Raw genomic sequence first — 26603 nt, 5'->3', positions numbered from 1 at the left:
CCGTCCGGCTGCCCTCGCCACACTCGCGCGGGGACACGACAACCGGAGGCACAGCCGGCGGCGGGAGTGAGACATGCAAATCACCTACGCGACCACCGACATTCCGTTGCAAGCCCGGCGTCAGTACTGGCAGGACGTCGTCTCCAGGACTTATTTCTCGCTGGACCTGCGCTTTCCGAGCCGCAGTGACTTCAGCGCCAGTCTCGGTGCCTGGTCCATGGGGCCGGTCTCCGTATCCCGAAACATCGCGAACGGTCTGCTCTACAAGCGCCACGAGCGGCATCTCCAGAATGCGGGGGACGAATCCTTCCTGATTACCGTGCCAGAGCTCGCCGAAATTCGCTTCGAGCAGGACGGCAAGGATGTGCGCTGCCGGCCTGGCGCCTTCGTGATCGAGCGCAGCCACCTACCTTACGAATTCAGCCACCATGATCCAGCGGCGCTGTGGGTGCTGAAAATCCCGAGCGCGGTCCTGCGTGCACGTATCTCGCGCCCAGAACGGCTTGCCACGCTGCAATTCGATGCCAACCGCAGCGTCGGTGCGCTGTTCGTCGACACACTGCGACTTGCCGGCGAGCGCATTGGCGAGATGGACGAGACGGCGCGCACGATGATGGGCAAGCACCTTATCGAACTCGTGGCCATGGCCATCGAGTCCGACGACCGCGTGCTGACCGGGCACTCCTCGTCGGTGCGCAACGGCCACCTGCTGCGCTGTGAGCATTTCATTCGTACTCGCCTCGAGGACATGCGGCTCACGCCCCAGATGATCGCCGATGGTTGCGGCATCTCGCTTCGATATCTGCACCAGATTTTCGAGGGCGAGGGTATGACCGTCTGCGCCTATATCCGCAACCAGCGTCTTTCGATGTGCGACGCACTGCTGCGCGATCCCAATTGCCGAAAGAGCATTTCGGAAATTGCTTATCAGTGGGGCTTCGCCGACCAGGCACAATTCAGCCGCAACTACCGCGGCCGTTTTGGCCGTACACCGAGCGAGGCGCGAGCGACCTCGCGCGCTTCCAATTCCTGAAAACAACGTCACCTGTGTCCAGTTGACCGATTTCTAGGCAACCCGCCGCCGATCCGGGCACCCACGCCCGTCGCTCTCTCGCACAAATCTTCCTGCGCTCAGCGTCAAGAAGACAAGCCGCCGATCTGCCTATGATCGGCGAAACGCTTGTTCGAAAGGAAGACGCATGGTGCAGAATCTTCGCGTGGCCGTCGATGTCGGCGGCACCTTTACCGACATCTGCATCATGGATGAGACGACCGGCCTCATCCGGATCGAGAAGACATCGTCCACGCGCGATCCGATCGAAGGGATCATGGGCGGCGTCTCGAAGGCGGGAATCGATCTGTCCAAGGTCGCCTTGTTCTCGCACGGCACCACGGTCGCCACCAACGCGCTGATCACTCGCCGCCTGCCCCGCACGGCCGTGGTGACGACCAAGGGCTTTCGCGACGTCATCGAGATCCGACGCGCCAACAAGGAAGATCTCTGGGACACCTACAAGGACGTCGTCAAACCCTATGTTCCGCGGCGCGACCGCCTGACCGTACCCGAACGGGTCGATGCCAGCGGCAAGGTGATCGAACCGCTCGACGTCGAGGCCGCGCGCAATGTCGCAAGCATCCTCAAGCGCAGGGGCGTCGCCGCGATCGCAGTGTGCTTCATGAACGCCTATCTCAACGGCGCCAACGAGCGCGCCATGCGCGACATCCTGCTCGCGGAGATGCCCGACATCCCGGTCTCGATCTCCTCACAGGTGCTTCCTGAAATCTTCGAGCACGAGCGATTTTCGACGACAGTTGCCAATGCCGTCGTCAGTCCGGTCGTCGTGAACTATACGAGCCGGCTCGGCGATCGCCTCGCCCACGACGGCTACTCCCGCGATCTCCTGCTGCTTCATACCGGTGGCGGCGTGATGACACCGGCCAGCGTGAAGGACTTTGCGGCACGCCTCGCCGGCTCCGGCATTGCCGCCGGTGCCATCGCCAGCCGCTACATTGCAGGGCTCTGCGGTTTCCCCCATTCGATCGGCCTCGACATGGGCGGCACCTCGACCGACGTGTCGCTGGCCTATGAGGGGCAGTCACGTATCACCAAGGACTGGCATATCGAGTTCGGCTATCCGATTCGCTTTGCCTCGATCGAGGTGCTCACCATCGGTGCCGGCGGCGGATCGCTGGCCTGGACCGATCCGGCGGGCTCCTTACGCAACGGCCCGCAATCCGCCGGCGCCTATCCCGGACCGGCCTGCTACGGCAACGGCAACACCCAGCCGACCAACACGGATGCCAACGTCACGCTGGGCCGCCTCGGCACCAACCTCGCCGGCGGCAAGGTGAAGCTCGACCCCGCACTGGCCGAACGGGCAGTCGAAGACAGCGTTGCAAAGCCATTCGGCCTCGGTCTGCACGAGGCAGCGGACGCGATCGTCAAGGTGGCTAACGCCAACATGTCGGATGCGGTGCGGTTGATCTCGATCAGCCGCGGCTACGATCCACGCGACTTCGCGCTTGTGGCCTTCGGCGGCGCCGGCGCCCTGCACGGCGTCGACGTCGCGCGCGAGCTCGCGATCCCCGTCGTGATCGTGCCGCCCAATCCCGGCGTGACATCGGCGCTCGGCTGCCTGCTGGTCGACATGCAGCACGATTTTTCGCAGAGCTGCATGGTCGACGCGGCCGACGCCGACGCGGCTGACATCGAGGCGCAGTTCGCGGAGCTGGAGAAGGACGCTCTCGCGCGACTCAGCCATGAGGGCGTTGCTCAGAAGGACATCGTTCTGCAGCGCTCGATCGACATGATGTATCGCGGCCAGTGGCGCTCGCTCGCCGTCAACGCACCGCACCCGATCGGTGCAATTTCCGATCTCGTGCAGAGCTTCCATGCCGAGCATCAGCGCGAATACAATTTCCGCCGTGACAGCGCACCGGTCAGCTTCTTCCGCCTCAATCTGAAGGCGGTCGGCATCGTTCCCAAGGCCGAATTTGCCGTTCACGAACCGACCGGTGTGATCCCTGAGCCGATCGGCCGCCGCAGGGTCTGGTTCGACGGCAACGGGCTCGACACGCCCATCTACGAGCGCGACGACCTGCCCTGCGGCTTTTCCTTCCAAGGCCCTGCGATCATCGAGCAGGTCGATGCGACCACCGTCGTGCCGCCCGGCGCCAGCGCCGAGGTCGACAAGTATCTCAACATCATCATCCGCGTGAAGGAGTGAACCATGGCCGGAGATCTCCCGCTCGACCCCGTGACCTTCGAGGTTCTCAAAAACTCCTTCATCACCAGCGTCGACCAGATGGGCGAGCAGGTGCTGCGGACATGCTACTCCTTCGTCATCTACAACCGCGACTTCTCGAGCGCGCTGCACGACGCCAAAGGTGAATGTGCAGCCCAGGGTAATCAGGACATCGCCGTCCACGTCGGCACGTTGCACTTCACCTGCCAGGACGTCATGCGCCATTTCGATGGCGACATGCATGAGAGCGACGTCTTCGCCATCAACGACCCCTATGCCGGGGGCACGCACTTTTCCGACGTCCGCTTGATCCGCCCGATCTTCGCCGACGGCAAGATCATCGCCTTCAGCCAGTCCAACGGACACTGGTCGGACGTCGGCGGCAGCGTGCCCGGCTCGTTCGACGTCTCCGCGCGCGAAATGTTCCGCGAGGGTCTGCGCATCACGCCGATCCGCCTGTTCGACAGGAATGGTCTCAAGAAGGACGTCGCACATCTCATCGCCTCCAACACGCGCGACCCCGCCTCGATCATCGGCGACATCCAGGCCCAGGCGGAGGCAACGGCGGTCTGCGGGCGCGAGATCCTGCGTCTCGTCAATAAATATGGGCGCGATACCGTCGAAACCGGGCTTGCCGCCGTGCAGGACTATGTCGAGCGCTCGGCGCGCCAGCGGATCGCGGCGCTACCCGACGGTGAGTGGGAGACCGTCGACTTCATCGACCGAGATCCGGCCGGCGGCGAAGGCATGATCCCGATCCGCATCAAGATGACAATCAAGGGCGATCGGGTCATCTACGACTTCACCGGCAGCCATCCGACGATCGGCTCGATCTACAACTCGGCGTTCGGCTCGACATTCTCCGCCGTTGCCGCCGGCATGAAGACGTTCTTCCCGGACCTGCCGTTAAACTCCGGCTTCTACCGCTGCTTCGAGATCATTGCGCCCGAGGGCTCGATCGTCGATGCCAAATGGCCGATCGCAGTCACCGGCTTCCTTATGCCTTTCGAGAAGATCATGAACTCGATCTACGAGATGTGGTCGAAGCTGATGCCGGAGCGGGCCCTCGCCTGCGCCTTTAATCTCGAATATCTGCTCACCGGTGGCCTCGATGCGCGCAGCTCAGACAAGCCGATCTTCATGTTCTACGACTGGCTCCCGGGTGGCTGGGGCGGCCGCAACGGCAAGGACGGTAGCAATGTCACCACGGCCTGCTTCGGCACCGGGCTGATGTCGCAACCGGTCGAGGGCCAGGAGCGAGCCAATCCGATCCTCACCACCGAGTGCGAGATCCTGAAAGACTCCCCCGGCCCCGGCAAATGGCGCGGCGGCGCCGGCGTGGTGAAGACGTCACGCATGCTCCAGGCCGAAAAGACCGTCATATCCTACATCTGCGATCGCGAGCGCGCCGTGGTCTGGGGCATCGAGGGCGGCCTGCCCTCCATGCCGCACGGCCTGACCTTGAAGCGCGCGGGCAGCAAGGCCGAGGAACGGCTCGGCTCGATCTTCTCTGACGTCCCGATCGGCGAAGGCGATATTTTCTCCCGGCCGACCGCCGGCGGCGGCGGATTCGGCGATCCGCTCGAACGCGATCCGCACCTCGTGATCGAGGACATCAAGGACGACTACGTCTCGGTCGAACGCGCGGCCAAGGATTATGGCGTCGTCGTGCACACGATCGATGCAGAGCTTTGCAGCTACGAGATCGACAAGGTCGCGACCGACGCTCTGCGCGCAAAGATCCGGGCCGAACGCGTCGCCAATGTCCGGCTGGACCCGGAAGTCGTGGCGGAGCGCTATCGCAGCGGCGCGATCAATGCATTCGACGTGATCCGCAAGCACGCGGTGATCCTCGACTGGGGCACTGGAGCGCTGCTTCCCGAATCGACACGCCAGTTCCGCGACGTATTCGAACGACGCTCGGTCGCGATGTGGACCTGATCACCATCGGTAACCGCGCCGCCCACGGGCGGCGTGGCGCGTGAATAAACGAGGATCCCGAAGTCGTCGGTCCTTACCTTTCATTCAAACCCCGAGGATTGCACTATGACGAGCACAACATGCCTTTCTCCCAACCGGTTTCGGCCGATCCGTTCCGCACTCGGCCTGGCTGCTCTCGCACTTGCCGCCTCTGCGATGACACCGGCTGCGGCGGACACGCCCTGGTTCCCGATGAAGATTTACGACGCCTCATCCGGAACGCCCACGCCTGCGGAGTACACGCCGCTGCCGAAAGCAGAGAAGCCCTACAAACTCTGCGTGCTCTTTCCCCACATGAAGGACAGTTTTTGGGTCGCCGTCGCCTACGGCATCGTGAAGCAAGCGGAGGCGATGAACGTCAACATGAACCTCTACGAAGCTGGTGGTTACGAGAACCTACCCAAACAGCTCTCGCAATTCGATGACTGCCTGGCGAGCGGTCCCGATGCGATCATCGTAGGCGCCATCTCCGGCGCCGGACTGAGCAAGAAGTTCGAAGAGGCCAAGGCCAAGGGCGTTCCGGTCGTTGGCGTCACCAATCCGCTGCCGCCTAACGCCCTGCCCGCTGCCAACTATGTCGACTTCGTCGCTATGGGTGAGGTCACCGGCGAAGGCCTGCTGGCTCAGACCAAGCCTGGCGACAAGCTCAATATCGTGACGTTCCCCGGACCGGCCGGCTCGGGCTGGGCCGAGTCGTTCAACGAAGGCTTCAAGAAGGCCATCGCCAAGAACTCGAACGCGAAGATTCTGGCCGAGAAATTCGGCGACTCCGGCGTCGCGGTGCAGCTCCAGCTCATCCAGGACGCGCTGCAGGCCTATCCCGGCATGAACGTGATCTGGGGCACCGCGCCAACGGCCGAAGCTGCGATCGGCGCCGTCGCCGAGGCCGGTCGAAGCGACCTGAAGATCGTCTCGTCCTATGAAAACCAAGCCATGCTCGACGCGCTGAACCGCGGCGACATCCTCGCCTTCGCAACCCAATATCCAGTCGGCGAGGGCGCAATCGCGATCGACCAGGCGGTGCGTCTGATCGAGAAGAAGCCGGTGATGAGCCTCGTTCAACCGGCGGCGGCGGTGATCGACAAGACGACCGTGCCGAAACTGCAGATGGATCTCGTGCTGGCGCCGGCGAAGTGGACCCCGGTCTACTCGGTCAAAGCCAAGTAAGTCTGCGCATCACTGAGGCGGGAGATGTGTCTCCCGCCTCTCATCCCAGCGCCTGCGGAGCAGCAGATGGATGTCGACATCGACCCGAAGCCGGCCAAGCCTCTGCTTCAATTGCGAGGCATCTCGAAGCATTTCACGGGCGTCCGTGCGCTCGACCGGGTCGATCTCGATGTCCGTGCGGGCGAGCTGCACGTCCTGTTCGGCGAGAACGGCGCCGGCAAATCGACCCTGATCAACGTGGTGTCGGGGACGTTTCCGCCCGATGAAGGCACCTTCCATTTCGAGGGTGAAGAGATCCGTCATCTTACGCCGCAACGGGCGCGCGCGATCGGCATCAGCCCAGTGTTTCAGGAGTTTTCGCTCGTTCCAAGTCTCACCGTGGAAGAAAACCTGTTTCTGGGCCGGGAGATCACGAACGGCAGCGTCCTGCGTGCCCGCGAGATGCGCAAGCGTGCCGGGGCGCTCATCGACGAGCTTGGGTTCGACCTCGATCCCTCGCGACGGGTCGATGACCTCTCCCGCGCGCATCAGCAGATGGCCGAGATCGCCAAGGCACTGCTCGGCAAGGTACGCCTGTTGATCCTCGATGAGCCGACCGCGTCCCTCACCGAGCGCGAGACCGGACGCCTGTTCGAACTGATAGCCCGGCTGAAAAGCCAGAACGTCGGGCTGATCTATGTCTCGCACCGCATGCGCGAGATCCGCGCCCTGGCCGACTGCGTCACCGTGCTCCGCGACGGCCGCCACATCCGCACCCTCGATGCTGCGACATCGACTGACGGAGAGCTCGTGGAGCTGATGACCGGCCGGAAGATCGATCTGCTGTTCCCGACCATCGCGCACAAGCCGGACAAGGTGATGGTCGACGTCGAAAACCTCAGCCTTGCCGACGGCAGTGTCCGCGATGTGAACCTCTATGCCCGAGCCGGCGAGATCACTGGCATCGCCGGTCTTGTCGGCTGCGGCAAGTCGGAGCTGATCCGCGCCATCTACGGCATCGAGCCGGCGACATCCGGCGTGATCCGGATCGATGGCTCACCCTATGACTCCGCTGCCCCACGGCGCAGCCTGAAGCGCGGCATCGCCTATTTCCCCGCCAACCGCATCGCCGAAGGGCTCGCGCTGTCCCGGCCGATACGCGAGAACGCCTCGATGACGGTGCTCGACCTGCCCGCCTTCGCCCGGTTCGGCGTGCTGCGGCAGGCCGCGGAGCGCGCCAGCATCGGCGGCATCATGGCGCAGTTGCAGCTCAGGCCACCCAATATCGAGCGCGCCGCCGGCGCGTTGTCCGGTGGCAACCGCCAGAAGGTGATGCTCGGCCGCGCGCTAACGCGCGAGCTCACCGTGTTCCTGTTCGACGAGCCGAGCGTCGGCATCGACGTCGGCGCCAAGCTCGAGGTCTACGAATTCATGAAGCGCCTGGTTGAGGCCGGCGCCGCGGTGATCGTGGTCTCGTCGGAATTGCCGGAGGTGCTGGCGCTCTCGAACCGGCTCTATGTAATGCATCACGGCCGCATCGCCGCGGAATTGACGGGTGAGGCGAAAAACGAGCAGAACGTGCTTTCGAGCTTCTTCCGCGATCTTCTCACCGCGGAGGTAGCATGAGCACGGCGCTCGCCACCGCGGGGCCGAGGAGTTCGATCGGCCTCAGATCGATCGTCGGCCGGATTGGTTTTCTGCCGACACTTATGGTGCTGCTCGTGGTCGGCATGTCAGCGGTCGATCCCCAGTTCTACGGCATCATCAACATTCTCAATATCCTGCGTAACGGCGCCCTGCTGGCCATCATTGCCTGCGGCCAGGCGCTCGTGATCATCGCAGGCGGCTTCGATCTGTCCGTCGGCGCCGTCGTCGCACTCGCGAGTGTCGTGACCGCCAAGACAATGGCGACCACCGCTGCCGCGTTTCCCGAGAGCACAGCCCTCATCATTGCAAGCGGCGTTGCAGCCGGGCTCGGCTGCGGGCTCGTGGTCGGGCTCATCAACGGATTCTGCGTGGCAAAACTGAAGGTCTCCGGCTTCGTGGTGACCCTGGGCACGATGTCGGCAACTGCCGGCGTTGGCCTCATGATTACGAATGGAATCCCCGTTTACGGCATGCCCGACATCTTCGTGAAGGGCTTTGGGCGCGCGCAGGCGTTTGGCCTACCGACCGCCGTGCATGTCGCGCTGATCGTGATCCTCGCGATGGTGTTCGCGCAGCGGCGCACGCTGTTCGGCCGTTACGTCTACGCGATCGGCGGAAACGTGGACGCGGCCATGGTATCGGGCGTGTCGATCCAGCGCCACATCGTGGGCACTTACGTTGTCTCGAGCGTGCTTGCGGCGCTGACCGGTATCCTGCTCACCGCGCAGGTCGGCTCCGGCCAGGCAAGCTTTGGCGGCGATCGGATGATGCTGCAATCGATTGCCGCCGCTGTGATCGGCGGCGTGAGCCTCCGCGGCGGTATCGGCCGGGTCGAGATCGTCGCCGTCAGCGCGCTGTTTCTGACGATTCTCGGCAACGCGCTTAACCTCCTGCACGTCGACTCGCGCCTTCAGCCGGTCTTTCTCGGCGTCGTCATGGTGGCAGCCGTGGCGCTTGACGAACTCAGCCGACGGAGGAAGGCCCGTGTCTGACCTCGAATTGTCCGTCATGGCCAAGGACACAGATCGCGCCAAGCCGCAGTCGGGGCGGTGGCTCTGGAATATGGTGATGCCGGCTGCGCTGGTGGCGCTGTTGCTCGGCTTCGCCGCGTTCGACCATGGCGTGCTCTCGCCAGCCAACCTGCTCAATATTGCGCAGCAGACCAGCTACCTGGCTCTGTTCGCGATGGCTCAGACGGTGGTCATCCTGACGCGCGGCTTCGACCTCGCGCTGGGCCCGACGGTGTCGATGGTGAGCGTCGGCACCGCGGTCGCAATGGCCGGTGCCACGGCGACAGGTCACGACACCAGCGTGGTGCTATTCGCTGGACTCGGCGCCGGATTCGGCCTCGGCATCGCCTGCGGTCTCTTCAATGGCATGGTCATCGCGCTGCTCGGCGTCAATCCCTTCGTCGCGACGCTCGGCAGCTACAACATCGCGATCGGGATCGCGACCACGCTCTCCTCCGGTCGGCCCGTGCAAGGCGTGCCAAAGCTATTCTCGCAAATTTTCTATGGCGGCAGCATCTTCGGCGTGCCAGCGGCCATCGTCATCACCATCGCCATCGGAATCGCGCTCCACCTGGTCCTGTCGTGCACCGTGTTCGGGCGATCGCTCTATATCATCGGCACCAATCCGCGCGCGGCCGCAGTGGCCGGCCTGCCGGTGAAGCGCATCCTGGTTACGACTTATGTGCTGTGCTCGGCCCTTGCCGCGCTCGGCGCCATCATGATGACGGCGCGGACCGGATCGGGCGAGCCGAACCTCGGCGGTGCGCTATCGCTGCAAGCGATCGCCGGCGCCGTGGTCGGCGGAACGAGCCTGGCAGGCGGACGCGGCGGGGTTGGGACCGCTGTAGTCGGCGCGTTGTTCATCACAATCCTATCCAACGGCATGAACCTCACCCGCATTGACGGATATGTCCAGATGGTCGTGCTGGGCGCGATCGTCATCATCGGCGTGCTGCTGGATCGCCTGAGACAGGAGCGTAGCCAATGATCACCGGCTCTTCCGTGCAAAGCGCCCCGGCCGAGGCGCACAATGCGGCGTCGTCAATCTATGTCGCGCCTTCGCTTGCTAGTGCGCTCGATGCGCTGAATGAATACGGCGCGGCCGGCGCGGCCTTTGCTGGCGGCACGTGGATTATGAGATCACCGATCCGGCACGAACCGTTGCGAGCACACTACGTCGTGATAGGCCGGATCGCCGAACTCGGAGGGATCAAGATCGGGACCGATGCGGTCGAGATTGGAGCCGCGGTGACGCACACGGCACTCGCGGCCGCTTTGGCCGACCTCCCCGAATTCGATGTCCTTGCGGCCGCTGCCGCTCGCTCCGCGAACCCGGCGATCCGCGCGATGGCGACGATCGGCGGCAATCTTGCAACGCCAGACTTCGCCGCAGCCGATTGCGTACCGGCGTTGCTCTGCCTCGATGCCGAGATCGAGGTCGCAGGCCGGGACGGTCGCGAACGCACGAAGCTGGAGCATTTTCTCAAGATCCGATCGACATTGGCCCCCGGCCGACTCGTCACACAAATCGTCGTGCCCCGCAGCGAGCGCAAGACTGCTCATGCCCGCCTTCCCTTGCGCAAAGCCGGTGATTATCCGGTCGCAATCGTCAGCCTCGCGGCCAGCGTCGATGCCGCGGGTCGGGTGCAGGCTGCGCGGATAGCGGTGGGTTCGGTCGAAGCGGTTGCGCGGCGATGGGAGCGGCTCGAGGCTGCCCTGATTGGACGTCCGCTCGATGCCGAGGGGGCAGCGCGGACCGCGGCTGAACTGGCAGACGAATTCATCGGCCGCGACGGCGTTGACGCGCCGGCCTGGTATCGCGTCAGCGTGTTGCCGGGCCTTGTTCGTCGCGCGGCGGCTTCCGCGCTTGGCGCCTAAACCACTGGGGATGCACATGGCTATCAGCCTGACCGTCAACGGCGACCGGCTCGCCTCGACCGCCAATCCTGCCACCCCGCTCGTCGATATCCTACGCGAAGAACTTCATCTGACCGGCGCAAAGCCGGTCTGTCGCGAGGGCTTTTGCGGCGCCTGCATGGTACTCATCGACGGCAAGCCCACTCCATCCTGCCTGACGCCGGCGGCGCTCGCCTATGGCCGCGAGATCCACACGATCGAAGGCCTTGCATCTCACGGCCAGTTGAACCGCATCCAGGCTGCGCTCGAGGTCAGCGATGCCGTTCAGTGCGGCATGTGCTTTCCCGGCATGGTGGTCAGCCTGACGCATCTCTTGACGACCAGACCCGACGCCACGCGCGAGGATATTCGTGCGGCGCTGACCGGTAACATCTGCCGCTGCACCGGCTACGAACGCATTATTGATGCGACGCTGCTCGCACTGACCAAGTAATGATCGGGAGACTCTGACATGTCCGATGTTTCCGCGACCATGGACTTCCGCCGACGCGATGCTGCCGACAAGCTGCGCGGGCGCACCCGCTATACCGTCGATCGCTACCTGCCGGGCATGCTGCACGCCGCGGTGCTCCGGGCCAGCATGCCTTCGGGACGGATCGTCCGTCTCGACACCTCCAGAGCCGCCCACATGCCCGGCGTGCGTGCGATCGTGACGGCCGCAGACGCACCCGGCATGATGGGAATCGGTGTCGCCGATCATCCGCTCTTCGCGCGCGACGTCATCCGCTATGATGGCGAACCGCTGGCTGCGGTTGCAGCCATCACATTGGCGCAGGCGCAAGCGGCGCTCGCGGCGATCGAGGTGGAGATCGAGCCCCTGCCCGCTGCGCTCACGATGGCGGACGCGCTGGCGCCCGACGCGCCGCTGGTCCATTCCAACTGGCGCGACTATGAGGTCCTGTTTGAAGGCGGTGCGCGTGAAGGCAACGTCGCCTGGGAGGCAACCGTCGTCCGTGGCAATGTCGATGCCGCCTTTGCCCGGCCCGACGTCGAGATCGTCGAAAGCTCGTTCCGGGTCGGTCGCCAGAACCACGTCGCATTCGAGCCGCGCGCGGTGGTCACGAGCTACGAGGACGGGCGGTTTCACATCGAGACATCGACGCAGGTCCCGTGGGGCATCCGCAACGCCACCGCGCGCCTTCTGGGCGTGCCGGCATCGCAGGTCCGCGTCACGGTGCCTCCTGTCGGCGGAGGCTTCGGCCTCAAGTTCGATCTCGCGATCGAACCCGTTGCCGCCCTCCTCGCCCGCGCCAGCGGCCGGCCGGTTCGGCTCGTCAATTCGCGCGAAGAGGAAATGCTCACCTGCCTGTTTCGCGAAAATGCTGATATCCGGATTCGATCGGCGGTAACGCGCGAAGGAGAGATCGTCGGCCGCGAGGCGGTTGTGCTGATGGACTGCGGCGCCTATGGCGGCGAGCAGATTTTCCTGACAACCATGACAGCACATACGCTCGGCGGAAACTACCGGCTCGGCGCGGTGCGGCTGGTTTCGCGCGCGGTCTACACCAACACCGCACCGAATGGTGCCTTCCGTTGCTGCAACGGCGTCTACAATACCTTCGCGTTGGAGCGGCATACCGACGAGATCGCCGCCAGGATCGGCATGGATCCGCTGCTCTTTCGTCGCCGCAACGTGCTCGGCGACAAGGACATCGGCGCCACCGGCCAGGTGTTCGAAGCCGACGTGCTCGGCGCGATGCTCGACCGGATGGACACACTGCGCGATGCCATTGCGCCACCGCCCAGGCGCATCGACGGCCGCCTCTACGGGCGTGCGACCACCGTCGGCACCTGGTTCGTCTTCGTCGGCCCGTCAGCAGCGACCGTGAATATGAATGCCGATGGCACGGCGACACTCGTCACTTCAGGCGTCGAGATCGGATCCGGCTCGATGATGCAAAGCCTGCCGCAGATCGTCGCGAGCACACTCGGCATTGCGCCAGAGAGCGTCATCGTGCGTGCCGCCGATACGGACGCCGCCGGTTACGATGTCGGCGTCGGCGGCGGCCGCACCACAGTCTCGCTCGGCGCAGCGAGCCTGTCGGCGGCACAGGAGGTGCGCACAAAGCTATTGAAGGTCGCCTCCGACATGATGGAGGCCGCGCCCGAAGACCTTGTGATGCGCGAGGGGCGGATCGAGATCGCCGGCGCGCCCGGCTCGGGCCGCACCGTGACCGAGGTTGCGATGCGAGCCCAGGCGCTGTGCGGCCCGGTCTCCGGCACAGGTGCTTTCACCGGCGCCGGCGTGCCGGCGATGCCCGGATGCGTCGCCGGTCATTTCATCGACGCGATCGACATCCCCGTCTTCGCTGTCCACGATTGCGAGGTCGCTGTCGATCCGGAAACCGGGCATGTCGATATCCTTAACTATCGTGTGGTTCAGGACGTCGGCCGCGCACTTAATCCGCGCGCGATCCACGGCCAGATCCAAGGCGGTGTCGTACAGGGACTGGGCTATGCCCTGCACGAAGAAGTAACCATCGGCAGTAACGGTCGAGTCTGCCAAAGGGGCTTCGAAACCTATCGCGTGCCGCTGGCGCTCGATGTCGTGCCGGTCGAGATCAGTCTGTACGAGGGCGCGCCGTCGATGGGACCGCTCGGGACCAAAGGTGCTGGCGAGGTGCCAATTCTCAACGTCGGAGCGGCCGTCGCATGCGCCGTTGCAAACGCCACAGGAAAGCGTGTCCAAGAGCTTCCCTTGACGCCGCCGCGCGTCCTCGAGCTTCTGCTCGATCGGAAGTGCGACCTGACTCTTCCCCACATTGCCGCGACATGGTCGGACAATCTGGTGCGCCCTCACAAGACTCCCCGGGGTAACGCATAGGAATCGATCATAGCAACAGGCTCGCGGTCCGTGCGCGCCTCGCGGCGGCCTGCCCGACGCCGCGATCACTCATCCAGAGCGTCGAGAAACTCTTCGACCTTTCTCAACGCCCCCTCGTGATCCTTGCTTGCGTAGACAACCCGATCCCCGTCGCGTTGCAGCGATCGCGCCCTGGACTTCCGGAGTCGTCCCGGCAGGAAAGTCGCGGCTACCGCCTCCGGTCCCACGTCCAGTCTTACGATACCCCGTCGCCTGCAGTCGATCCTGAGCTTTGCAGCGGCAAAGAAATCGCGGGCTGCCGATGGCAGTTTGCCGAAGCGACGTAGGGTTTCCTCCTTCAGATCTTCCAGTTCGTCCTCACTTCGGCACCTTGCGGCACGAGCGTAGATTTCCAGACGGACCGCCTCCGACTGTATGTAGCCCGGCGGCAACATGTCGACGACGGGAAGATTTAGGTCAGGCACCCACAGATCGGCAGCCCTGTCATCTGCTTTCTCCGAGGCTAATTTGAGAAGGTGGCTGTAGAGCACCGGTCCGAACACCTGCAAATGGCCCGACTGCCGCTCCGAAAGCAGATCCCCCGCTCCTCTCAGGTCGAGATCGCGAGCGCTGATTGCAAAGCCCGCTCCGGGTCTGCTGAACTCCTCGAGAACAGCCAGTCGCTTCTCGGATCGCTCCGCGACTGTATCGGTCAGCAAATGCGCAAACGCGCGTATCCCGCTGCGCCCAACCCTTCCTCTGAGCTGATGGAGTTGCGCCAGACCGAACCTTTCGGGCCAGCAGACCACGATCGTGTTGGCCCGCGGGATATCGAGACCGCTTTCGACGATGTTGGTCGCCAACAAAACGTCCGCAGCGCCCTCGACGAAGCTCATCATCCGGTCGTCCATTTGGTCGGCGGATAGCTTGCCATGAAGGCAGACTATGCGGAGATCCGGAGCCATCGAATGTACCCGCGCCAGCATCGGATCCAGATCCTGGATACGCGGACAAATCAAGAAGCTTTGTCCATGGCGCCTCTGTTCGCGCAACAGCGCCGCGACAATTGCAGCGTCGGAAAGCGGAGCGATCTTCGTGACGACCGGAAGTCGATGAACGGGCGGAGAGGCGATAACGCTGAGATCTCTGAAGCCTGCCAAGCCTGCCGCGAGCGTCCGTGGTATTGGCGTGGCGCTCATCCAAAGGGTATGGATGCCCTTGGTCAGCGCTGAAAGCTTCGCCTTTTCCGCTGCGCCAAAATGCTGTTCCTCATCGATAATAACCAAGCCAAGCTCGGCGAACTTCACGTCCTTCGAGGTGAGAGCTTGCGTTCCGACAACGATTTTCAGTCTTCCGCTCTTGAGATCTTCCTTCGCTGCCCTTGCCTCGGACGTCGAGGCACCTCGCGACAGGCTTCCGACCTCGATACCGAACGGAGCGAAACGCTTGCGGAAGGTCGCGACATGCTGTCTTGCCAAGACGGTCGTCGGTACAGCCACCGCCACTTGCTTCCCGGACAGCACGACTGCAGCCGCCGCACGCAAAGCCACCTCGGTCTTGCCGAATCCGACGTCACCGCAAATCACTCGATCCATAGGGTGACCTGAGGCAAGATCATCCAGCACGTCCCGGATGGCCTTGGACTGATCTACCGTCGTAAAATAGGGAAAACGCGCAACAAACCTCTCGTAAATCGAACCCGGCGGCACGAGTTTCGCGGCCCGCCGGCGACGTCGCTGGCTGATGTGCTTCGCAAGCTGCTTGCCGGCAAGCTGAAGCTCGCGCTCCGCCTCGGTGCGCCGCGCCCACCATGTGCTTCCGTCGGCTTTGTCCAGAGTCAACTCCCCGAGTTCCGACGCGTAGGGCCAGATCAGGGACAGGTCGGCTGGCGGAACGAGAGCGGCATCATCTCCTGCAAATGCGAGCCTGATCATCTCACGCGACGATACACCCCCAGTTGCTACCGTCTGCAACCCCTCGAGCAAAGCCAGTCCTCGCTGCAGATGAACCACGACTGAGCCCACCTCCGGCACATCAGCATGGTCGAAGGCAGCATTCCACGCTCTGGCCATGGGTTGTGGATGATGGGCCCGGCTGCCAAGCACGTCGGCTGCCGTCACGACGACAAGAGGTTTCCGGCCAGATTCGACAAATCCAGTATCGAAGTCGGCCAATAGCGCCGCTGCGCGATTGGATCCGACCGCAGCCTCGCTCCAGCCAGAAAAGCGCTCGGCTTTGACCCCGCTCATCCGCTCCATGATGCGCAGGTCTTCTCCCAGCGCTGCAACAAACATGAGCCGCGAACCAGCGCGTCGCGTTTCGTCGACGAATGTTCGCAGCGCTTTCCTTGGCGAGGCCAGCTTCGAAAAGTCCGGCGTGGAAGTGAAGGGTGCCTTTGGGGGCAGCACATGCATACGCCTGGTCGCCGGCTTCCAGTCGCGCCTCCCAAGGTATTCGCGCTCCCGGTCCGCGCGACAGGCCGCCTCCTCGATCGTGCTCAACCAGCCGTCGGCGTGCGCTGGAACCTTAGCATCCGCAATCCACCTGGCTCGCCCGCAATAATCGAACAGATTGGAGCGTTTGCTGCGCTTACTCCCGTATGTAAGGCGCTCCGACATGGGATCGATGATGAGCTCTTTCGCGTCGAATAGAACCTCTTGCTCTGCCGGATTGAACGCCGAAATCCGACGTATGACATGGCCGGAATGCTCCACCCGAAATGGACCAAGTGCCCCGGCGGGAAAGATCTCGAATGTCTTCCCGTGAAACAGCGCGCCGCCTGGGTAGTCCGCCTCGTCATCGAGATCGTAGCCGAGTGCCTCAAGCCGCGACTTAAGGTGCTGTTCGGAAAAAGCGGCACCCACTTTCAGACGCTCAATCAGGCGGGACCAACTCGCCGGCATCGGCAGGCGCTCCATCACGGCCTCCGCCGTGGACACCAGCAGGATCGGCTTCTCGGGCTTCGCAAGGCGCCTTAAGACCGAACTGCGTCTGCCTGCGATCTCATGCGACGGCTCCAACTGGTCGAACGGCAACGTATTCTGCCGCGGAAAAACAAGCGCGTCGCACGAGGGATCGAGTGCATGAATAATGGCACCCAGCCGCTCGGCCCTGTTCTCGTTCTCGGCGAGAAAGACAAGACCATTGCGCGCGGATTTCCTCCATTGCGCCAGCAGATGGAGCGCCAACATGCCGAGCGGGGACGAAGAAGAGATCGCAGTCCGCGGCGCAGGATTTTTTTGCTTCTTTGCGCGGTCCGCAACACGCGTTTTACTGGAACGACCCACTTTGATCCCGTCGTTGATTCGCAGTCAGCTTAGGCTAATGGCCACGAATTTTCGATCGATGCCATCTCTTGCAGAGGTTCCCTCAGCTTTGTCCGACCTTACGAACCGAATCCTGCATGACGATCTTTGGAGGACTCGTTCAGAAGGCCAGCAAGCCGGAGCCCCTCCAAAATGCCGTCCAGGCGCTGCTCCCGGATCAACGCAGCAAGCATTGAAACGGCGCCTCTCTGATTGACGGTGAAGTGAACGGCAGGCGATCGATCAGAAAGGAGATCCAAGAGAGTCGGCGCATCCGCTAGGTGATGGCGCAACGTGGAAACCGTGTCCTCTGCAAGGTAGCCAGCCAGATCTCCACTCGATGGCGGATCAAAATCGAAATCGGCTTTCGCGCGTTCATTGATCGATTGTCGTATCAGCCCACTTTGTCGCTTTGCCGCCATCGAGAGCATAAACACCGCATCGGCGAGCTTCTCCCGCGGCACGTTTCTCAATTGAGCGATGCCCGCCTGGATGTCCTTGCCGGAACGATCGTCCCGGTCGGTTGGTTGCAGCACAGGCTGCGCATCACGCGCGCGCGAGCTTTTCTTCCGCCTTCGAAACATTGTCGTGCTCTCCGGCGACGATATATCCCGGAGAAACAGTCAAATGGAAGCACGAAATTGCACACCACCAAATTCGTGGCACCAAAAGCGCGGGTTTACATGCAAGTGTCGGCACGTTTGAGTGAGCGCAGCTCACCCCGGGCCTTGCAGCAGCCTGGCGCGCACATCGGCCTTCAACACCTTGCCAACCTTGGAACGTGGCAGGTCGCTCCAGACCTCGATCTGCTTCGGCGTCTTGACGCTGCCGATGCGAGCCTTGACGAAGGCGGTAACGGCGGCAGCATCGACGCTTTGGCCAGGTCTCGGCTGAACTACCGCAACCACGCGCTCGCCCCACTTGGAATCGGGTAGACCTACGACGGCACAGTCCTGGATACTCTCGATCGCCCGCAGCGCGTTTTCGACCTCGACGGAATAGACGTTGAAGCCGCCGGTGATTATCATGTCCTTGGCGCGATCGACAATATAGAGGAAGTTGTCGGCATCGAGGTAGCCGACGTCGCCAGTGTGATGCCAGCCATGGAGCGAGGCTTCCGCGGTGGCCTCGGGGTTCTTGTAGTACCCGCCCATCACCAGCGAACCCCGCACCACGATCTCGCCGCGTTGCCCGCTCGGCAGGAGATTGCCGTCGCCATCCATGATGCCGACCTGGACGAGCGGGCTCACACGGCCCGCGGACGACAGCCGCTCGGTGGCGATCGAACCGTCGGCCTTGAAATGCTCATCCGGCGCCATGGTCGAGATCATCATCGGTGCTTCGGTCTGCCCGAACAGCTGCGCCATCGGCCCGATGCGCTGCAGCGCTTCCGCCAGCCGTGAGGCCGAGATCGGCGCCGCGCCGTACCAGAAGCACTGCAGCGAGCCAAGTTCCGCGCTGTCGAGCTGCGGATGATCGAGCAGCATGTATATCACCGTCGGCGGCAAAAACGTGTGCGTGACGCGATGGCTCTCGATCAGGGCGAGGAATTCGCCAATATCGGGGTGATGCATGATGACGATCCGCCCGCCGAGCGCCATCACGGGAAAGCACAACACACCCGCGGCATGCGTCAACGGCGCCAGGGCGAGGTAGGTCGGACGCCCCTTGAACGGATAGCTCATCAATGTGAGCGCCGTCATCGTCTCGATGTTCCGCCCCGACAACATCACTCCCTTGGGCTTGCCGGTGGTGCCGCCGGTGCCCGGCAACATGACGAGGTCGTCGACCGGGGCGCGCTGAAAATATCCGGCGTCATCGGACAGCCAGGCCTCGAACGATTGGGCGAACGGCAATACAGCGTCGAGGCACACTATCACCCGCAGCTTCGGCAGATTGGGGCGGATCTTCTCCACCATCCCGGCGAAACTGGAATGAAACAACAGTAGGCTGCAGTCGAAGTCGTCGAGGATGAGCTTGTTCTCCGCCGCCTCGTTGCGCGGATTGACTGGACACCAGACCGCGCCCGCGCGCGAAATGCCGAACACGCACGCAAACGCGACCGGATCGTTGCCCGACAGGATCGCGACCTTGTCGCCGGCGGCGATACCGGCGCGCACAAGGCCGCGGGCGATCCGGTAACTCAACCGCTGCACGTCTGCGTAGCTCAGGTCGCGACCGTCCATGGTCAGGCATGGCGCGTCCGCGCCCAGCGAGGCACCCTTGTCGAGATAGTCGATCAGCCGCATGGCCGCCTCCGCGCGAACGAGAGGCCGGCGCGGACAAGGCCGCGCCGGCCGGACCATCAATTATGGATAGTCAGGATCGGGTTCATCACCAGGCCGAAGCTACGCAGCTGGCCGAGCAATTCGCGATGTCCGAACGCCTGGCAACCCGACGCGAAGCCGACCTTTTTCGGCGGAGTCTGCAGCAGTGAGAACGCCGCATAGGCCTGCAACATTCCGGTCTGCTTGTAGTTGCAGTTGCCGTGGATAACACAGTGTGCGCGGCCAAGCGGGCCAGAGGCGTACACGGAGTCGATTGAGGTGTTGATGCGTGGATTCTCTCGGGGCGGCATGGCCGCCTGAATGGTCGCGGCGATGTCTGCGAGAGCCCTCTCCTGCTGATCGGGCGGCAGCGGTTTGATTTTCTCTTTGACCATTTGGGTGGTCTGAACCACCCCCTCCATGACGGGGCGCGCGAGCACGCCGCCGAGCACGCGGCAGTTCGAGACGCGCGGATCGTTCTTGAACCAAACGGGATGCGCGGTACCGCCCCACGGCACCGCAATGGCGGTTTCGTGCTGACCCGGCACCACGACGTCGGCCCGAGCGGTGACATCCCATTCGACAAACTTGTTTTGTTCGAGATAGTACCAGTTCGCCTTCAGGATCGTGAAGATCGTCTGGGTTGAGGCGTAGGTCGGGAGGCCCTTCCAGAACACGAGGATGTCCAGCGTGTCGAGGCCGGGGTGTTCGAGACAGATGTTGGCGGCGATTTCGCCGGTCGTATACATCTGCGCGATGTTCGGTGCGAGCAGCAGGTTTCTTGCCGCGAATTTATCGCCCCAGGTCTCCTGACACTTCAGTACCCAGTCCTGTTCGCCGGTCGTGTCGCTGTAGTGGCAGCCTGCATTGAGGCAGGCCTCGACGACTTCATTGCCGTATTTGATGAACGGGCCGACCATGTTGCTCACCACCTTCGCGCCCCTGAACAGCTTGGTCAGCGCTTCGACGTTGTGCTCGACGCCGACGACTTCGTAGTCGGCGGTCTCGATGCCGGGGATCTTCTCGACCACTGCCTTGACCTTTGCGGCATCGCGGCCGGCGGCGATGAAGGGAATGTTGTATTCCCGCAGATATTCGCAGACCAGCCGGCCGGTGTAGCCGGACACGCCATAGACGACGACGGGGCGCTTCTCACTCATGTTGAATCCTCCAGATGATTTTGAGTTTTGATTTGGATCGCAGTTCAGCCGGCCGCGACCTGGCCAAGCATCTTCGTACCGAAGGGCGATTGCGCCTCCCCGGCGACGTCGGTCAGGACGAAGCGAGCGGCACTACATGCCCATGCCGCCGTCGACCGGCAGCCCGGCTCCCGTGATGAAGCGGGCCTCGTTGGAGCAGAGGAACACAGCCGCGTCAGCGATATCGCCGACCTCCGCGAGCCGGCCGAGCGGGGTCTGCTCGACGACTGACGCGACGGCGGCATTGGGATCCGGCGCGAGCCCGACCTTCACGATGTCGCCGGCGAGCTTCATGCCCATGTCGGTCGCCACCAGGCCCGGATAGAGGCAGTTGACTCTGACGCCGTAGCCAAGCTTGCCGGCCTCCATGGCCGCGACCCGCGTCATGCGATCGACTGCAGACTTGGTCCCCGAGTACCCGGCGATGGCCGGAAACGCGATGGTGGCTGCGACGGAGGCAATGTTGACGATCGCGCCGCCTGCCCCGGCTGCGCCGCCGGGACGCATCGCGCGGAACGCGTGCTTCATACCGAGCCCGACCCCGACGATGTTCACGTCGCACATGCGGCGCAGATCTTCGGCCCGTACATCGATGACAAGCGACGTGATCTCGATCCCGGCATTGTTGATGAGGATGTCGTAGCCGCCGAGCGCGGAAACGGTCGTTGCCACCGCCCTTTCCCATTGCTGATCGTCGGTGACGTCGAGCTTCACAAATCCAGTCTTCGCACCCGATTTCGCGATCGTCCCAGCAGTGTCCTTGCCGACATCCTCGAGGATATCGGCGATCATGATGGCCGCGCCCGCATTTGCCAGGCCTTGTGCAATCGCCGCGCCGATCCCCCGCGCGCCTCCGGTCACCAGGGCCTTTTTGCCAGCAAGTGTCTTCCCACTCATGACGTCTCCTCCGTTGCTTATTTTGATTCAGGGCGGCGATCGCGGGCTTTCTCGGTGCGACGCTCTCACGCGCGTCGGCTCGCGGGCAGTAGCAGACGATCAACGAGACGGGCTTCCGCTCGATTATCCTCCACCAAGTCGCTTTTTGCTTTTCTTGACGATCGTCAAAAATAATTTTTACAAGTGTGCAGTTATTCCTTTACACTTGTCAAGGCGTGGCTTGACGATTGTCAAAATTCTTGATGCAGGTAAACTGACCATGTTGGACGGAGGCGAGTCATCTTCGCCTCCCCGACTGCAGAGCAGGACGAGGACCGGACGTCGATGGCGCAGCAGGTGGCGAGTGCAAGGAAGCGCGTTTTGGACGCGACCGAGGCGCTCAAGGAGGAGAAGTTCAATGCGCGCCGGCTCGAACTCGCCGAAGCCGCGCTCGAGACGCTGGGCGAACTCGGCTACGCACGTACCTCCTTGCGTGAAATCGCGCAGAATTCAGCGTTTACGCATGGGGTCTTTCATTACTACTTCCGTGACAAGACCGATCTGATCTGCTGCTGCGTCAGCCACTACAAGGCCAAGTGCGTGACCCGCTACGATCAGGTCACCGCCAGTGCGCAAACTCGCGAGGAGCTCATGGAGGGCTTCCTTGCCAAGCTCGCCGAAACCCTCCGCAAGGAGGCGCGCATGCACCGCCTCTGGTACGATCTACGTGCCCAGGCTCTATTCGAGGACGCCTTCCGCAAGGACGTCGTCGAAATCGACAAGAGCCTCGAAAACATGATCTGGCGGATCGCCTCGCGGTATGCGGAACTCGGCGGCAAGCGTCCAGCGGTCTCTGCCGGTGTGCTCTATGCGCTGTTCGACGGGCTGTTTCAGAATGCCCTGCTAAAGTATCTGTCGAACGACGACAGCGCTGTTCCCGAATTGCTGGAAGAGGTTCGGCGACTACTTCCAACCATTTGCTGAACGGCTCGCGTTGTTCGAGAGCTCGCCAAGAATGGTCAGAAGATCAGGTACGGCCAAACGGCTCGCGGCCGCATCGTTGTGAAAGGGCAGCGGGCTAGGCTCTCTGGCCCGCTGCCGTCACGCACGAACTACTTGGCGATGCAGGTATCGACGGTCTTGGCTGTGCAGACGTCGAGGCCGGTATAGGTCGGATCTTTAGGCGGAGCCTTGCCTTCCTTGACGTCCTTCAGCGCGAACATGGTCTTGTACCCCATCTCGAACGGACGCTGTCCGACCTGGCCGAGCGACAGGCCCTCCTTCATCTGGTCGATCTGAACCGGCAGCGTGTCAGCGACCACCAAAGCCAAGTCCTTGTTGGCGATCTTGGCCTTGAAGGGCGCGACCGCGGCGCGGTTAGCGTCCGGCACGAATTGCGGGAAGCCGCCCGTCGGCGTGAACGCGTCCAGGCTCGGGTTCTTTGCCATGGTGTCCTGGAATTGCTGCACGGACAGCGGGAAATCGTCGTTGGTATAGAGCGGACACCCGTCGATCTCCTTCCAGCCATTCTGTCCGGTCAATCGTTCTCCGGGCGATTGGGCAGACTCCTTGCCGGCCAGCGTGTCACGGATGCCCTTCATGCGCTCGTTGTGATTGGCTGCTGCCGCGCCGCCGGACTGGATGCAGATCGTGCCGCCTTTCGGCTTGATGGTCTGCACGATCTTGGCGATGTTGACGCCGATCTCATAGTTATGGGTGCCGATATAGGCAAGGCGCAGGTCCTTGTTCTCGGGTAGCAGATCCGAGTCCCATGTCAGCACAGGAATGCCAGCACTCTTGGCGGCCTGCAGCGCAACCGCCATCGCAGCCGCGTTGGACGGGGACACGGCAATGCCGTCCACCTTCTTTGCGACGAGGTCCTGCACGATCTGCACCTGCTCCTCGCCGCCGCCATGCTCGCCGGGGCCGATATACATGCATTGGAAGGCACCCTTGGACTCGGTTTCCGCCTTCTTGCAGCCGTCCCGCGCCTGATCGAAGAACGGATTGTTCATGTTCTTGGGAACGAGCGCAAAGGTAAACTTCTGCTGCGCGTAGGCCTGTCCTCCCATGAGCGCAGAAAACGCCACGGCGGCCATCAATAGATGTTTATGCACGTTTCTCCTCCCTCTTTGTTGATTCCAAGTCTCCGACCTTATTACCATCGGATTTCTAACTACGCTTCCAGGCAACCCACTCGCGGATCGTAGCAACAAGCGACGTTCCGCTCGTCTGCATGCCGAGAAGCACGGCAATGACGATGAACATGCCAACGAAAGCGCCCTGCCAGTTCGAGTCGATGCCGGCCATCAGAAGCGCGTTGCGGATCACCTCGAGGAAGGCCGAGCCTATCACGGCACCGAATGCAGTTCCGTAGCCACCCATCAGGTTGGCACCGCCAATGACGGTGCCGGCGATGACTCGAAGCTCGTAGCCAGTCCCCATCGCGTTAATAGCCGAACCGCTGTAACCGAGGAGCAGCAACGAGGCGATCGAGGCCGTGAAAGACGAAAACACGTACGCCTGGAATTTGATCCAGTCGACTGACACGCCGGTCAGGCGCGCAGCGCTCTCGTTGGAGCCGATCGCATAGAGATGACGGGCCCACGCGGTAAAGACGAAGACGGCGCCGAGGATCAGAGCAAGGATCACCATCACCCAAAAATGCGAAGAAAGTTCTGGCATCCAGTGTGGGGCCCAGCCGGCCGGCGCATGCAGGGGCCATTTCGCCTGGCCAATTGCCCTGACGATCGGCGCGTCCGGACCGAACTTGTACAGCATCTGGTTGCCGGAAAGCACCACGGCAAGCGAGCGCGCGATCGACAGCATACCGAGCGTCACGACGAAGGACGGCATGCCAACATAGGCCACGAAGAAGCCGTTGAAGGCTCCGCAGGCTAGTCCCGCCAAAAGCCCCGCCGCGAAGGCGACGTACCAGGAATACTGCCAGGTCAGCAGCAGTCCGCTGACAATGGCAACGAGCCCCATTACCGAGCCGACTGACAGATCAATCCCTCCCGTGATGATGACCACAGTCATGCCGAGGCTCATGATCGCAAGCGGAGCGAAGTTGCGCGTGATGTTCGTCACGTTGTCCGCGGTGCCGAAGGTCGGCTCCAACCAGGTCATGAAGACCACCAGAGCAAAGAGCGCAGCCGCCACCCAGAATGCCTGACTGGTCATAAAGCGGTGGAGGGCGCCCTGCTCGCGGATGTTGACGATATCGCTGATTGCGGCGTGTGTTTCTTCTATCGCTTTGGCAGAACTAGGCTTCACGGATCGCCCCCGTAATCAGGCCGGTGATCTGCTCGGGCGAGGTCGTCGCGGTTTCCTTGTCGGCCACCTTCGAGCCACGCCGGAGCACAATGATACGATCGCAGACAGTAAACACGTCGGGCATGCGGTGACTGATCAGCATCACCGATACTCCGCGAGATTTCAGCCGACGGATCAGTTCAAGCACCTCGGCAACCTGTCGCACGGAAATGGCCGCTGTCGGCTCATCCATCAGGACGAGCTTGGCATTGGACAACCGCGCCCGGGCTATCGCAACAGCCTGCCGCTGCCCTCCCGACATCTTCTTCACGAGATCGCGGGGCCGCGTTTCCGATTTGAGCTCGTCAAAGAGTTCGCCAGCACGCCTGATCATGGACTGCTTGTCGAGGATGCGGAGCGGCCAGAACCCTTTCTTGATTTCGCGTCCGAGGAAAACGTTCTCCGTGGCCGTCAGATTGTCGGCTAGCGCGAGCTCCTGATAGACAACCTCAATACCTTCCGCCCGGGCCTCGATCGGCCTGTGAAAATGGCATGCCTTGCCGTCAACGACAATGGCGCCCTCCGTAGGCGGGAAGTTTCCGGCAATGAGTTTCACCATGGTCGATTTGCCGGCGCCGTTGTCGCCCATCAGGCCGACCACCTCCCCTGCATCGACCGAAAAGCTGACGTCGTGCAGTGCCCGAATGGCACCGAAGCTCTTCGAGATGCTTCGCACATCAAGTAAAGCCACGCGTTCCCTCCATCGTGCGGTGGCAGCTCTATCCGGCCGCTTCACCTCCCCGATCTACGCAATTAATATTGCACAAGCAGCAATCTCGCAACGTCTATTTCATGTGGTGGACGGCGCCCTCGCATGGACAATCATTACGGCTCGACCCGAAAGCGTGGAAATCGGAGGTGTGAGAGACGACGTCCTGCTTGCTCCACGCGACGCCGTAGCCGCGCCCGCCCCTTACGGGGACAAGCCATGGCGGAATTGCTCAAAGCGGCGCTTCCGGGTGCGGTGATGTATCGTAGGCGCCCCAGATACTTTGATCGAAGTTGATCGTGGCTCCCGTCATCATTCCCGACTCATCGCAGGACAGGAACGCAACGGCCCGCGCAACCTCGATGGGATCGAGCAATCGGCCGAAGGGCTGTCGCCCGGCGACCTCCTCGAGCCACTCCGCAGAGCGGCCATGGTAGACCTGCTGCGTGTTGAATTCGCCTTCCGAGGCCATCCAGCCAATATTGAGACCATTCACGCGGATGCGGTTGCGGAGCAGCGCATGGGCCGTATTTCGCGTCAGCGTGTCGAGCGCGCCTTTCGATGCGCAATAAGCGGCAATGAAGGATTGGCCACCCATCGCCGACATTGAAGAGACGTTGACGATCGTGCCCTGCACTTTGTCGCGGCGCATGAGCTTGATCGTGTGCTGCATCAAGAAAAAGGGTGCACGCGTGTTGACGGCGAAGATCTTGTCAAACAGTTCGGGGCTTGTATCGACGATCGTGCCGCGGCTTGTGTCACCAGCGGCGTTCACCAGGACGTCGACGCGCCCGAACACCCTGTCGGCCTCAGCCACGACTTTGGCGCAGTCCTCGATCTTTGTGAGGTCAGCGCGCACAAATACGACTTCTGCGCCGGTGGCTGCGGCAATCGCATCGGCCTTTGCCTGTCCCTTCGTCTCGTCGCGCCCGCACGTTACGATGCCCTTGGCGCCGCGCTCGGTGAAGAGTTTAGCGATGGCCGCACCGAGCCCCTGCGTGCCGCCCGTGACAATTGCGATCTTTCCATGCATCGAAGTCATGCAAGCTCTCCAACAATCGGTGCGGACGCTCTCAGCCTATCTGTTTCGCCCTGAAACGCGACCTTGCGTAGTTTGACCCTAGTGCGGCTCGACGCCCGCAAGCACGTCCCGTTCAATGTCATGCGATATCGCGGACCTCGAC

At 62.7% G+C, this 26603-nt stretch carries 20 protein-coding genes; 11 read left to right on the top strand and 9 right to left on the bottom strand.

The annotated features are described in order from the left end of the window. Nucleotides 1-73 precede the first annotated feature (73 nt). The 10 genes from SO180_RS16645 to SO180_RS16600 all read left to right on the top strand — a co-directional run bounded on the left by SO180_RS16645 (nucleotide 74) and on the right by SO180_RS16600 (nucleotide 13769). Entirely contained in the window at nucleotides 74-1033 is a 960-nt protein-coding gene (locus SO180_RS16645; protein ID WP_449379914.1) for an AraC-like ligand-binding domain-containing protein, read from the top strand. A gap of 169 nt (nucleotides 1034-1202) precedes the next feature. Next, nucleotides 1203-3227 (top strand): hydantoinase/oxoprolinase family protein, encoded by a 2025-nt coding sequence (locus tag SO180_RS16640; RefSeq protein WP_449379988.1) that lies wholly within the window; start codon nucleotides 1203-1205, stop codon nucleotides 3225-3227. Nucleotides 3228-3230: 3 nt separating this feature from the next. Further along, the gene (locus SO180_RS16635; RefSeq protein WP_449379913.1) at nucleotides 3231-5186 is read left to right on the top strand and encodes a hydantoinase B/oxoprolinase family protein; all 1956 of its coding nucleotides are present in this window, start codon (nucleotides 3231-3233) and stop codon (nucleotides 5184-5186) included. A gap of 105 nt (nucleotides 5187-5291) precedes the next feature. Further along, nucleotides 5292-6392, top strand: a complete 1101-nt coding sequence (gene torT, locus SO180_RS16630) for a TMAO reductase system periplasmic protein TorT (RefSeq protein WP_449379912.1) — start codon at nucleotides 5292-5294, stop codon at nucleotides 6390-6392. A gap of 66 nt (nucleotides 6393-6458) precedes the next feature. Further along, a complete protein-coding gene (locus tag SO180_RS16625) occupies nucleotides 6459-7997 on the top strand; it encodes a sugar ABC transporter ATP-binding protein (protein WP_449379911.1) in 1539 nt (512 codons plus the stop codon). Then, nucleotides 7994-9010, top strand: coding sequence for an ABC transporter permease (locus SO180_RS16620; protein WP_449379910.1), 1017 nt, complete (start codon nucleotides 7994-7996; stop codon nucleotides 9008-9010). The genes SO180_RS16625 and SO180_RS16620 overlap by 4 nt, the downstream gene beginning before the upstream one ends. Further along, complete coding sequence (locus SO180_RS16615; RefSeq protein WP_449379909.1) at nucleotides 9003-10016, top strand: ABC transporter permease; 1014 nt, start codon at nucleotides 9003-9005, stop codon at nucleotides 10014-10016. Before SO180_RS16620 ends, SO180_RS16615 begins: the two co-directional genes overlap by 8 nt. Further along, nucleotides 10013-10906 (top strand): FAD binding domain-containing protein, encoded by an 894-nt coding sequence (locus tag SO180_RS16610; protein ID WP_449379908.1) that lies wholly within the window; start codon nucleotides 10013-10015, stop codon nucleotides 10904-10906. The genes SO180_RS16615 and SO180_RS16610 overlap by 4 nt, the downstream gene beginning before the upstream one ends. A 16-nt stretch (nucleotides 10907-10922) precedes the next feature. Then, nucleotides 10923-11378 carry a (2Fe-2S)-binding protein gene (locus SO180_RS16605; protein ID WP_449379907.1) on the top strand — a complete coding sequence of 152 codons (456 nt, stop codon included), beginning with the start codon at nucleotides 10923-10925 and terminating at the stop codon, nucleotides 11376-11378. Nucleotides 11379-11396: 18 nt separating this feature from the next. Then, entirely contained in the window at nucleotides 11397-13769 is a 2373-nt protein-coding gene (locus SO180_RS16600; RefSeq protein WP_449379906.1) for a xanthine dehydrogenase family protein molybdopterin-binding subunit, read from the top strand. Nucleotides 13770-13834: 65 nt separating this feature from the next. Here SO180_RS16600 and SO180_RS16595 read toward each other — a convergent pair whose 3' ends face one another. The 5 genes from SO180_RS16595 to SO180_RS16575 form a co-directional block, all read right to left on the bottom strand. Then, nucleotides 13835-16939, bottom strand: a complete 3105-nt coding sequence (locus SO180_RS16595) for a DEAD/DEAH box helicase (RefSeq protein ID WP_449379987.1) — start codon at nucleotides 16937-16939, stop codon at nucleotides 13835-13837. A gap of 194 nt (nucleotides 16940-17133) precedes the next feature. Then, the gene (locus SO180_RS16590) at nucleotides 17134-17637 is read right to left on the bottom strand and encodes a hypothetical protein (RefSeq protein ID WP_449379905.1); all 504 of its coding nucleotides are present in this window, start codon (nucleotides 17635-17637) and stop codon (nucleotides 17134-17136) included. A 132-nt stretch (nucleotides 17638-17769) separates the two neighbouring features. Continuing rightward, entirely contained in the window at nucleotides 17770-19302 is a 1533-nt protein-coding gene (locus tag SO180_RS16585; protein ID WP_449379904.1) for an AMP-binding protein, read from the bottom strand. 56 nt (nucleotides 19303-19358) lie between these two features. Beyond that, nucleotides 19359-20480, bottom strand: coding sequence for a DUF5938 domain-containing protein (locus SO180_RS16580; RefSeq protein WP_449379903.1), 1122 nt, complete (start codon nucleotides 20478-20480; stop codon nucleotides 19359-19361). A gap of 132 nt (nucleotides 20481-20612) precedes the next feature. Continuing rightward, a complete protein-coding gene (locus SO180_RS16575; RefSeq protein ID WP_449379902.1) occupies nucleotides 20613-21416 on the bottom strand; it encodes an SDR family NAD(P)-dependent oxidoreductase in 804 nt (267 codons plus the stop codon). A 324-nt stretch (nucleotides 21417-21740) separates the two neighbouring features. On the opposite strand from SO180_RS16575, the gene SO180_RS16570 reads away from it, so the two are divergent. Further along, complete coding sequence (locus tag SO180_RS16570; RefSeq protein ID WP_449379901.1) at nucleotides 21741-22379, top strand: TetR/AcrR family transcriptional regulator; 639 nt, start codon at nucleotides 21741-21743, stop codon at nucleotides 22377-22379. A gap of 128 nt (nucleotides 22380-22507) precedes the next feature. On the opposite strand, the gene SO180_RS16565 is transcribed toward SO180_RS16570, so the two are convergent. The 4 genes from SO180_RS16565 to SO180_RS16550 form a co-directional block, all read right to left on the bottom strand. Further along, nucleotides 22508-23512: a substrate-binding domain-containing protein gene (locus tag SO180_RS16565; protein ID WP_449379900.1), complete on the bottom strand. Its 1005-nt coding sequence runs from the start codon at nucleotides 23510-23512 to the stop codon at nucleotides 22508-22510. 55 nt (nucleotides 23513-23567) lie between these two features. Then, on the bottom strand, nucleotides 23568-24671 hold the full coding sequence (locus SO180_RS16560) for an ABC transporter permease (protein ID WP_449379899.1): 1104 nt from the start codon (nucleotides 24669-24671) through the stop codon (nucleotides 23568-23570). Then, a complete protein-coding gene (locus SO180_RS16555; RefSeq protein WP_449379898.1) occupies nucleotides 24661-25446 on the bottom strand; it encodes an ATP-binding cassette domain-containing protein in 786 nt (261 codons plus the stop codon). The genes SO180_RS16560 and SO180_RS16555 overlap by 11 nt, the downstream gene beginning before the upstream one ends. A gap of 205 nt (nucleotides 25447-25651) precedes the next feature. After that, entirely contained in the window at nucleotides 25652-26461 is an 810-nt protein-coding gene (locus tag SO180_RS16550; protein ID WP_449379897.1) for an SDR family oxidoreductase, read from the bottom strand. Between the last annotated feature and the right edge of the window lie 142 nt (nucleotides 26462-26603).

The sequence above is a fragment of the Bradyrhizobium sp. UFLA05-112 genome, assembly GCF_053572325.1.
Note: the sequence above shows the minus strand (reverse complement) of the source record. Positions and strands in the feature narration are given on the sequence as shown.

Coding starts and splice junctions, on each gene's coding strand:
- SO180_RS16645 (WP_449379914.1), top strand. CDS start 74: ATGCAAATCACCTACGCGACCACCGACATTCCGTTGCAAGCCCGGCGT.
- SO180_RS16635 (WP_449379913.1), top strand. CDS start 3,231: ATGGCCGGAGATCTCCCGCTCGACCCCGTGACCTTCGAGGTTCTCAAA.
- torT (WP_449379912.1), top strand. CDS start 5,292: ATGACGAGCACAACATGCCTTTCTCCCAACCGGTTTCGGCCGATCCGT.
- SO180_RS16625 (WP_449379911.1), top strand. CDS start 6,459: ATGGATGTCGACATCGACCCGAAGCCGGCCAAGCCTCTGCTTCAATTG.
- SO180_RS16620 (WP_449379910.1), top strand. CDS start 7,994: ATGAGCACGGCGCTCGCCACCGCGGGGCCGAGGAGTTCGATCGGCCTC.
- SO180_RS16610 (WP_449379908.1), top strand. CDS start 10,013: ATGATCACCGGCTCTTCCGTGCAAAGCGCCCCGGCCGAGGCGCACAAT.
- SO180_RS16605 (WP_449379907.1), top strand. CDS start 10,923: ATGGCTATCAGCCTGACCGTCAACGGCGACCGGCTCGCCTCGACCGCC.
- SO180_RS16600 (WP_449379906.1), top strand. CDS start 11,397: ATGTCCGATGTTTCCGCGACCATGGACTTCCGCCGACGCGATGCTGCC.
- SO180_RS16595 (WP_449379987.1), bottom strand. CDS start 16,939: ATGTTGGCGCTCCATCTGCTGGCGCAATGGAGGAAATCCGCGCGCAAT.
- SO180_RS16590 (WP_449379905.1), bottom strand. CDS start 17,637: ATGTTTCGAAGGCGGAAGAAAAGCTCGCGCGCGCGTGATGCGCAGCCT.
- SO180_RS16585 (WP_449379904.1), bottom strand. CDS start 19,302: ATGCGGCTGATCGACTATCTCGACAAGGGTGCCTCGCTGGGCGCGGAC.
- SO180_RS16580 (WP_449379903.1), bottom strand. CDS start 20,480: ATGAGTGAGAAGCGCCCCGTCGTCGTCTATGGCGTGTCCGGCTACACC.
- SO180_RS16575 (WP_449379902.1), bottom strand. CDS start 21,416: ATGAGTGGGAAGACACTTGCTGGCAAAAAGGCCCTGGTGACCGGAGGC.
- SO180_RS16570 (WP_449379901.1), top strand. CDS start 21,741: ATGGCGCAGCAGGTGGCGAGTGCAAGGAAGCGCGTTTTGGACGCGACC.
- SO180_RS16550 (WP_449379897.1), bottom strand. CDS start 26,461: ATGACTTCGATGCATGGAAAGATCGCAATTGTCACGGGCGGCACGCAG.